Annotated in this window: 8 protein-coding genes; 1 reads left to right on the forward strand and 7 read right to left on the reverse strand. The window is 72.5% G+C overall.

What is annotated here, in order from left to right:
* The 7 genes from SACPADRAFT_RS24655 to SACPADRAFT_RS0201165 all read right to left on the reverse strand — a co-directional run.
* The coding region (locus SACPADRAFT_RS24655; RefSeq protein WP_007025658.1) for an acyl-CoA dehydrogenase family protein at positions 1-469 on the reverse strand (469 nt) is incomplete at its 3' end.
* Positions 466-1,659: an acyl-CoA dehydrogenase family protein gene (locus SACPADRAFT_RS0201140; RefSeq protein WP_007025659.1), complete on the reverse strand. Its 1,194-nt coding sequence runs from the start codon at positions 1,657-1,659 to the stop codon at positions 466-468. The genes SACPADRAFT_RS24655 and SACPADRAFT_RS0201140, both read right to left, overlap by 4 nt.
* Positions 1,659-2,867, reverse strand: a complete 1,209-nt coding sequence (locus SACPADRAFT_RS0201145; RefSeq protein ID WP_007025660.1) for an acyl-CoA dehydrogenase family protein — start codon at positions 2,865-2,867, stop codon at positions 1,659-1,661. The genes SACPADRAFT_RS0201140 and SACPADRAFT_RS0201145 overlap by 1 nt, the downstream gene beginning before the upstream one ends.
* A complete protein-coding gene (locus SACPADRAFT_RS0201150; RefSeq protein WP_007025661.1) occupies positions 2,868-3,887 on the reverse strand; it encodes a phosphotransferase family protein in 1,020 nt (339 codons plus the stop codon).
* Between the two features lie 104 nt (positions 3,888-3,991).
* Positions 3,992-4,453, reverse strand: a complete 462-nt coding sequence (locus tag SACPADRAFT_RS0201155; RefSeq protein WP_007025662.1) for a MaoC family dehydratase — start codon at positions 4,451-4,453, stop codon at positions 3,992-3,994.
* Positions 4,450-5,211 carry a 3-oxoacyl-ACP reductase FabG gene (fabG, locus tag SACPADRAFT_RS0201160; protein ID WP_007025663.1) on the reverse strand — a complete coding sequence of 254 codons (762 nt, stop codon included), beginning with the start codon at positions 5,209-5,211 and terminating at the stop codon, positions 4,450-4,452. Before fabG ends, SACPADRAFT_RS0201155 begins: the two co-directional genes overlap by 4 nt.
* A gap of 175 nt (positions 5,212-5,386) precedes the next feature.
* Complete coding sequence (locus SACPADRAFT_RS0201165) at positions 5,387-6,565, reverse strand: J domain-containing protein (protein WP_007025664.1); 1,179 nt, start codon at positions 6,563-6,565, stop codon at positions 5,387-5,389.
* Between the two features lie 152 nt (positions 6,566-6,717).
* On the opposite strand from SACPADRAFT_RS0201165, the gene SACPADRAFT_RS24660 reads away from it, so the two are divergent.
* Positions 6,718-7,546, forward strand: an 829-nt coding sequence (locus SACPADRAFT_RS24660) for a serine/threonine-protein kinase (RefSeq protein ID WP_007025665.1), incomplete at its 3' end; no start/stop codon positions are given.

Genomic DNA, 7,546 nt, shown 5'->3' on the forward strand with positions numbered 1-7,546 from the left:
CGGTGCCGGTGAGGACCCCGTCGGCGTCGGCCCGCACGGCGGTGGGGAACGCCGCGTCGGGTGCGGTGGAGGCGGGCACCACCAGCGTGCCGGTCCGCTCGCCGGAGGTCAGTCCGCGCAGCAGGTCGGCGACCGGCCCGCCGTCGGCGGGGTCCGCGGCCAGGAGCACGGAGGTGGCGAGCACGGCGCTGCCCAGGTAGGGCACCGGGGCGGCGCTGCGTCCCAGCTCCTCCAGCACCACGGCGGCCTCCCGGGTGGAGGCACCCTGCCCGCCGAACGCCTCCGGCACGTGCAGGCCCGCCAGGCCCAGCTCCCCGGCGATCGTGCGCCACAGCGCCGGGTCGTACGGTTCGTCGCTCTCCACCCGGGCCAGCAGCGCCGAGGGCTCGCAGTGGTCGGCGAGCATGTCGGCCACGCTGGCGCGCAGGTCGGTCTCCACGTCGGAGTAGAGCAGGTCCGGGGCGCTCATCGGGGCAGATCCTTCCAGGCGATGTCCTTGTCCACGCGGGGTTCGGCGGGCAGGCCGAGCACCCGTTCGGAGATCACGTTGCGCAGGATCTCCGAGGTGCCGCCCTCGATCGAGTTGCCCTTCGCCCGCAGATAGCGGTACCCGGCCTCGCGGCCGAGGAATTCCACGGTCTCGGGCCGGCGCAGGGTCCAGTCGTCGTAGCGCAGGCCCTGCTCACCCAGCAGTTCCAGTTCGAGGCCGGATAGCGCCTGGGACAGCCGGGCGAACGCGAGCTTCATCCCCGAGCCCTCCGGTCCGGGCGAGCCCACCGCGAGCTGCTGCCGCAGCCGCACGCCCGCCAGCCGGAACGCCTCCTGCTCGGCCCACAGCCGCACCAGGCGTTCCCGCAGTTCGGGGGTGCGCAGCTCGGGATGCTCCCGCCAGGTCGCCAGGACCTTGCCGAGCATGCCGCCCTCGCGGGGCATCGCGTTGCCGCCGATGGCCACCCGCTCGTTGTTCAGCGTGAACGTGGCGACCTTCCAGCCCTCGCCGACCTCGCCGAGCCGGTGCGCGTCCGGGATGCGCACGTCGGAGAGGAAGACCTCGTTGAACTCGGCCTCGCCGGTGATCTGGCGCAGCGGCCGGACCTCGACGCCCGGCTGGGTCATGTCGCACAGGAAGTACGTCATGCCCCGGTGTTTGGGCACGTCCGGGTCCGTGCGGGTCACCAGGATGGCCCAGTCGGCGGTGTGCGCGGTGGAGGTCCAGACCTTTTGTCCGTTGACCACCCATTCGTCGCCGTCCGGCACGGCGCGGGTGCCCAGGGCGGCCAGATCCGAGCCCGCACCCGGCTCGGAGAACAGCTGGCACCAGACCTCCTCGCCCGTCCACAACGGACGCAGGAACCGCTTCTTCTGTTCCTCGGTGCCGAACGCCAGGATCGTCGGGGCGGCCATGCCGAGCCCGATGCCGTTGCGGCGCGGGTTGTTGTCCGGCGCCCCCGCCGCGGCGAACTCGGCCTCGACGACGCTCTGCAGCTCGCGCGGGGCGCCGAGCCCGCCGAGCCCCTCGGGGAAGTTCACCCACGCCAGGCCCGCGTCGAACCGCGCCCGCAGGAACTCCAGCCGGTCGGTGCTGCCGGGGTCGTGCCCGGCCAGGAAGTCCGCGACCCGGCGGCGCAGGTCTTCGGCATCCACAGTGGACTCACTCATCAGACGTACCTCTTCAGTTCGCGGCGGGCCAGGGAACGCTTGTGCACCTCGTCGGGGCCGTCGGCGAACCGCAGCGTGCGCACCGACGCCCAGAGCGCGGCCAGCGGGGTGTCCTGACTGACCCCGGCGGCCCCGTGCGTCTGGATCGCCTTGTCCAGGATCCACTCCACGGTCCGCGGGGTGGCGATCTTGATGGCCTGGATCTCGGTGTGCGCACCGCGGTTGCCCTGGGTGTCCATCAGCCACGCCGTCTTGAACACGAGCTGGCGCAGCTGTTCCACGCGCACCCGGGCCTCGGCGATCCAGTCCTGGACCACCCCCTGTTCGGCCAGGGCCTTGCCGAACGCCTCACGGGAGACCGCACGCCGGCACATCAGCTCGATGGCCCGCTCGGCCATGCCGATGGCCCGCATACAGTGGTGGATGCGCCCCGGGCCGAGCCGGGCCTGGGCGATGGCGAATCCCTCGCCCTCCCCGCTGATCAGGTTCTCGGCCGGCACCCGGACGTTGTCGAACACGACCTCGGCGTGGTCGCTGTAGGACTCGTCGCCGTACCCGAACACGCTCATGCCGCGCCGCACCTCGACGCCCGGCGTGTCCCGGGGCACCAGAATCATGCTCTGCTGCCGGTGCGGCTCAGCGTCCGGGTCGCTCTTGCCCATGACGATCAGGACCGCGCAGCGCGGGTCCATCGCCCCGGAGATGAACCATTTGCGGCCGTCGACCACGTAGTCGTCGCCGTCGCGGGTGATCCGGGTGGCGATGTTGCGGGCGTCCGAGGAGGCGACGTCGGGTTCGGTCATCGCGAACGCCGAGCGGATCTCGTCGTCGAGCAGCGGGTGCAACCACTGTTGCCGCTGCTTCTCGTCCCCGAACTGGGCCAGCACCTCCATGTTCCCGGTGTCCGGTGCGGCGCAGTTCAGCGCGGCGGGGGCCAGGTGCGGGCTGCGGCCGGTGATCTCGGCCAGCGGCGCGTACTGCACGTTGCTCAGGCCCGCGCCCAGTTCGCCTGGCAGGAAGAAGTTCCACAACCCCTGTCTGCGGGCCCCCGCCTTCAGTTCGCCCAGGACCGGCACCTGGTCGCCGGGGTGCGCGGCGGCCCGGGACTGCTGTTCGTACACCGGCTCGGCCGGGTACACGTGCTCGTCCATGAACGCCTGCAACCGGGCGCGGTACTCCTCGGTCGTGGCATCGAACGCGAAATCCATTCACTCCTCCTCGAGTACGGCGTTGCCGCGCGCCACGAGCGCGGGCACGCCCGCGCCGATGGTGTCGAAGCCCTCGCCGACGGTCTGGCCCTGCGTGTAGCGGTAGTAGATCCCTTCGAGGATCACCGCCAGCTTGAAGAAGGCGAACCCGACGTACCAGTTCAGCGCCGAGGTGTCCCGGCCCGAGCGGGCGGTGTAGCGGGCCACCAGCTCGTCGGTGCCGGGGTATCCGGGAGCCGAGGTGACGTCGCTGATCTGGTCCCCGAGCGCGTGCCGCTCGGAGTAGGCGATCATCAGCGCGACGTCGGTGAGCGGGTCACCGAGCGTGGACATCTCCCAGTCGAGCACCGCCCGGATGGTGTCGTCCGGCCCGACGAGCAGGTTGTCCAGCCGGTAGTCCCCGTGCACGATCGCCGGCTCCGGCGAGGTCGGCAGCCGCCGGGTGAGCCGTTCCCGCAGCGTGTCGATCCCGGCGATGTCCCGGCTGCGGGACCCGTCGAGCTGCTTGCCCCACCGGCGCACCTGCCGTTCCAGGAAGCCCTCCGGCTTGCCGAAGTCGGCGAGCCCGACCGCACGGAAGTCCACGGCGTGCAGGTCGGCGAGCGTGTCGATCAGTGATTCGGCGATCCCCCTGGTCCGCTCCGGCCCGAGCGCGGTCAGCTCGTCCGCCCGGCGGAACGGCGTGCCCTCGACGAAATCCATGACGTAGAACTGCGCGCCCAGCACGGAGTCGTCGGTACACAGCAGCACCGTCGGCGGGACGGGGACGTCGGTGGGTCCCAGCGCGCTCATCACCCGGTGTTCCCGCGTCATGTCGTGCGCGGTGGGCAGGACGTGCCCGAGCGGCGGGCGACGCACGACCCACCGGTTCGTGCCGTCGCCGACCACGTAGGTCAGATTGGACCGGCCGCCCTCGACGACCCGTGCGCTCAGCGCACCGGTCACCAGACCCGGACGCTCCCGGTCGAGGTGTTCGCGCAACCGCGCGAGGTCGAGTCCGGGCGGGTTCTCGTCACTCATGTGACCTCCAAAGTCGTCGCCGGGGCGGGGCGGCACCGGCCGCGCGCCGGGCCGGGGTACCGACCGGCCGCCGGTGCGGCGCCGCCCGCCCCGGTGCGGACGGATCAGGGGACCAGCAGCACGACCGTCTCGGCGACGCAGGCGGGCTTGTCCTCGCCGTCGATCTCGATGGTCCAGCGCACCACGGCCTGCTTGCCCGTCTGCGCGTCGGTGACCTGCGCCAGCTCGGCACTCGCCCGGACCCGGGAGCCGACCGTCACCGGCTGCGGGAACCGGACCTTGTTGACGCCGTAGTTGACGCCCATGTTCAGGCCCTGCACGCGGTAGATGGCCGCACCGAGCATGGGGATCAGGGACAGCGTGAGGTAGCCGTGCGCGATCGGCGCGCCGAACGGCCCCTGCGCGGCCCGTTCCGGGTCCACGTGGATCCACTGGTGATCACCCGTCGCGTCGGCGAACAGGTTCACCTGCTCCTGGGTGATCGTGTGCCATTCGCCGGTGCCGAGGTGCTGTCCCACCGCGGCCTCGAACTCCGCGAGGTCGGCGAACACGCGCGTGTCACTCATGCCTTCGGGCCCCCCGCGACGTAGATGACCTGGCCGGACACGAACGAGGCCTCGTCACTGACCAGGAACGAGACGACGTTGGCGATGTCGGAGGGCTGGCCGACCCGGCGCACCGGGATCTGCTCGGCCGCGGCGTTCTTGAAGTCCTCGAAGCCCATCCCGACGCGCTCGGCGGTGGCCGCGGTCATGTCCGTCTCGATGAAGCCGGGGGCGATCGCGTTCGCCGTGACCCCGAACTTGCCCAGCTCGACGGCCAGCGTCTTGGTGAAGCCCTGCAGCCCGGCCTTGGCGGTGGAGTAGTTCGCCTGCCCGCGGTTGCCCAGCGCGGAGGTGCTGGACAGGTTGACGACGCGACCCCACTTCTGTTCGGTCTGGTGCTTCTGCACGGCCCGGCTCATCAGGAACGAGCCGCGCAGGTGCACGCCCATCACCGAGTCCCAGTCGGTCTCGCTCATCTTGAACAGCATGTTGTCGCGGGTGATCCCCGCGTTGTTGACGAGCACGGTCGGCGCACCCAGTTCCGCCGCCACGGTCCCGACGGCCGCGTCCACCTGTTCGGCGTCGCTGATGTCGAGCCCGACGCCGAGGGCCCGGCCGCCGTCGGCGGTGATCGCCTCGGCACCCGCCTTCGCCCCCGCCTCGTCGAGGTCGAACAGGGCGACGGCGAAACCGTCCGAGGCGAGTCGTTTCGCCACGGCCGCTCCGATACCCCGGCCTGCCCCGGTCACGATCGCGACGCGGGAAGGAGAGTCGGTCATTGTCTTCAGTCCTCCTCGTCGAGTTGAACACCGCTGTCCGGACGCCGTGGCACCCGGCAGTAAGCGTGCGCTTAGCAACCTACCAGGCGATCCACCGACACGGGGGCGGCACCGGGAACGGATCGATCCGGATCCCGCGCCCGGACGGTGCGGGGAATCCGGGCGCGGTGCCGGTTCAGGCCCCGGCCGGGGCGGATTCGCCCACCACCCGGTCGAGCACCGTGCGCAGCACGTGGCGGTCGACGGTCACGGGGTCGGCCGCGAGCCGGTCGCCGATCCGGTGGACGAACCGTTCGGGGGTGAGCACGACGGTGTCGTCGGACATCCGGGCGTGCGGGTCCGTGGTGATCTCGCCGGAGCGGCTCGGGTAGAGCACCAGCGCGCCACGGACCTCGACGTCGGGCAGCAGCGCGCGGAACGCCTCGACGCTCTCCGGCAGCCGCGTGCCACCGCCGCGGAAGACCCTGCCGTTGCGGCACAGCCTGCCGTCGGCGTCGGTCGTGTAGTGGCCGGGCAGCCAGCGCTTCGACTCCACCAGCACCAGTCGTCGCCCGCACAGCACCGCGTGGTCGACATCGGCGTAGACGGAGCCGGGCAGGGACACCCCGTGGAACACGCGGACACCCGGCAGCCGGGTGAGGTAGCGCTCGCACAGCTGCGCCGTGAGCCGTTCGGCGACCTCGTCGGGCTCCGCCCCCGGGGCGCCGAACACCGTCCGGTCCCCGAACTCCGCACGGAACGTGCGCACCGCACGCAGCGACTCCAGGTGCCGCCGGACGAGCAGCACGCCCGCGGTCGCGGCGGCGAACAGCAACAGCGCCCACACGGTGAACGCCCACACCGACGACGCGACCGGCAGCACCAGCGGCAGCGGCGCCAGGACGGCGCCCCCCGCCGCACCGAGGGCGGGGGCGTGCCCCGGGGAGCCCGGGTGCTCGTAGTGCACCCGGGACAGCGTGCCGACGAGGGGCCACCAGGCGAGTGAGTCCACGTCGACGACCGGAGTGGCGGGCACGTACTCGGGATCGTCCCCGAGCGGACGGGAGCGGGCCCCGGCCGGTCGGGGGCGGGTTCCGCGGTCGGTCCCGGTCGCCGGTGTGCCTGCGGGCGTCCGGGCGCGCCGTTCCCGCCGTTCCCGCGTGCGGACGGCACCCGCGCGGACCCGGTCGTAGGCGGCGCGCAGCGCCGGGTCGGCGAGCGTCTCGTAGGCCTCGGTCAGGACCTGGAACGTGTCCGCCGTTCCACCGGCGTCGGGGTGGGCCGACCGCACCCGCGTCCGGTACGCGGACTTGATCTCCGAAGACGTCGCGTCCGGGGACACACCCAACAGTTCGTAGTAGTCGACGTCGGCCACCGCTCACCTCCGCTCGTGATCAACACCGTAGGACGTGCGGGGGGTCCCGGGTCCCGACGCCCGGTCGCTCGTCGATCACGGCGCGTGTGCTAGATCCGGGGTGCCGGACGACCACGCTCGGCGGCGCTGCGCGCACGCTCTAATCTGTCGGGGTGACGGACGGGGCAGCGGGTGACGACGGGCACGGACTGATCGCGGGGCGGTACCGCCTCGACGCACGGATCGGCAGCGGTGCGATGGGCGTGGTGTGGCGGGCCCACGACCTCCGGCTCGACCGCGGCGTCGCCGTCAAACAGCTCCTGCTGCCGCCCGCGCTGGACGCCACCGAGGCGGACACGGCCCGGCAGCGCGCGTTCCGGGAGGGGCGGATCGCCGCCCGGCTCCAGCACCCGAACGCGATCTCGGTGTTCAACGTCGCCGAGCACGACGATCAGCCGGTGCTGGTGATGGAGTATCTGCCGTCCCGGAGTCTCGCCGCGCTGCTCGACGACCGGGGCACGCTGCCCGCGGAGGAGACCGCCCGGGTCGGTGCCCAGGTGGCCGCCGCGCTGACCGCGGCGCACGCCGCGGGCGTGGTGCACCGGGACGTCAAGCCGGGCAACATCCTGCTCGGCGAGGACGGCACCGCCAAGATCACCGACTTCGGGATCTCCCGCGCCGCGGGCGACGTCACGCTCACCAGCACCGGCCTCTTCGCGGGGACACCGGCGTTCCTCGCGCCGGAGACCGCGCGGGGTGCCGACCCGGACGCGGCGGCGGACGTGTTCTCCCTCGGCGCGACCCTGTACGCCGCCGTCGAGGGCGGCCCGCCGTACGAGGACCCGGGCAACGAGATCGCCCTGCTGCACGCCGTCGCCTCCGGCCACGTGCTCCCGCCCCGGAACGCGGGGGCGTTGACCACGTCGTTGCGCGCGATGCTGCGGGTCGAGCCCGGGACGCGCCCGCGGATGGCCGAGGTGGAGGTGCTGCTGCGCCGGGTGG

Origin of the sequence: Saccharomonospora iraqiensis subsp. paurometabolica YIM 90007, from assembly GCF_000231035.2 — a bacterium.
In the GTDB taxonomy this organism is placed as follows: domain Bacteria; phylum Actinomycetota; class Actinomycetes; order Mycobacteriales; family Pseudonocardiaceae; genus Saccharomonospora; species Saccharomonospora paurometabolica.

Bases quoted from the DNA above. Each gene is read 5' to 3' on its own strand.
- SACPADRAFT_RS0201145 (WP_007025660.1), bottom strand. From the start codon at position 2,867: ATGGATTTCGCGTTCGATGCCACGACCGAGGAGTACCGCGCCCGGTTG.
- SACPADRAFT_RS0201140 (WP_007025659.1), bottom strand. From the start codon at position 1,659: ATGAGTGAGTCCACTGTGGATGCCGAAGACCTGCGCCGCCGGGTCGCG.
- fabG (WP_007025663.1), bottom strand. From the start codon at position 5,211: ATGACCGACTCTCCTTCCCGCGTCGCGATCGTGACCGGGGCAGGCCGG.
- SACPADRAFT_RS0201155 (WP_007025662.1), bottom strand. From the start codon at position 4,453: ATGAGTGACACGCGCGTGTTCGCCGACCTCGCGGAGTTCGAGGCCGCG.
- SACPADRAFT_RS0201150 (WP_007025661.1), bottom strand. From the start codon at position 3,887: ATGAGTGACGAGAACCCGCCCGGACTCGACCTCGCGCGGTTGCGCGAA.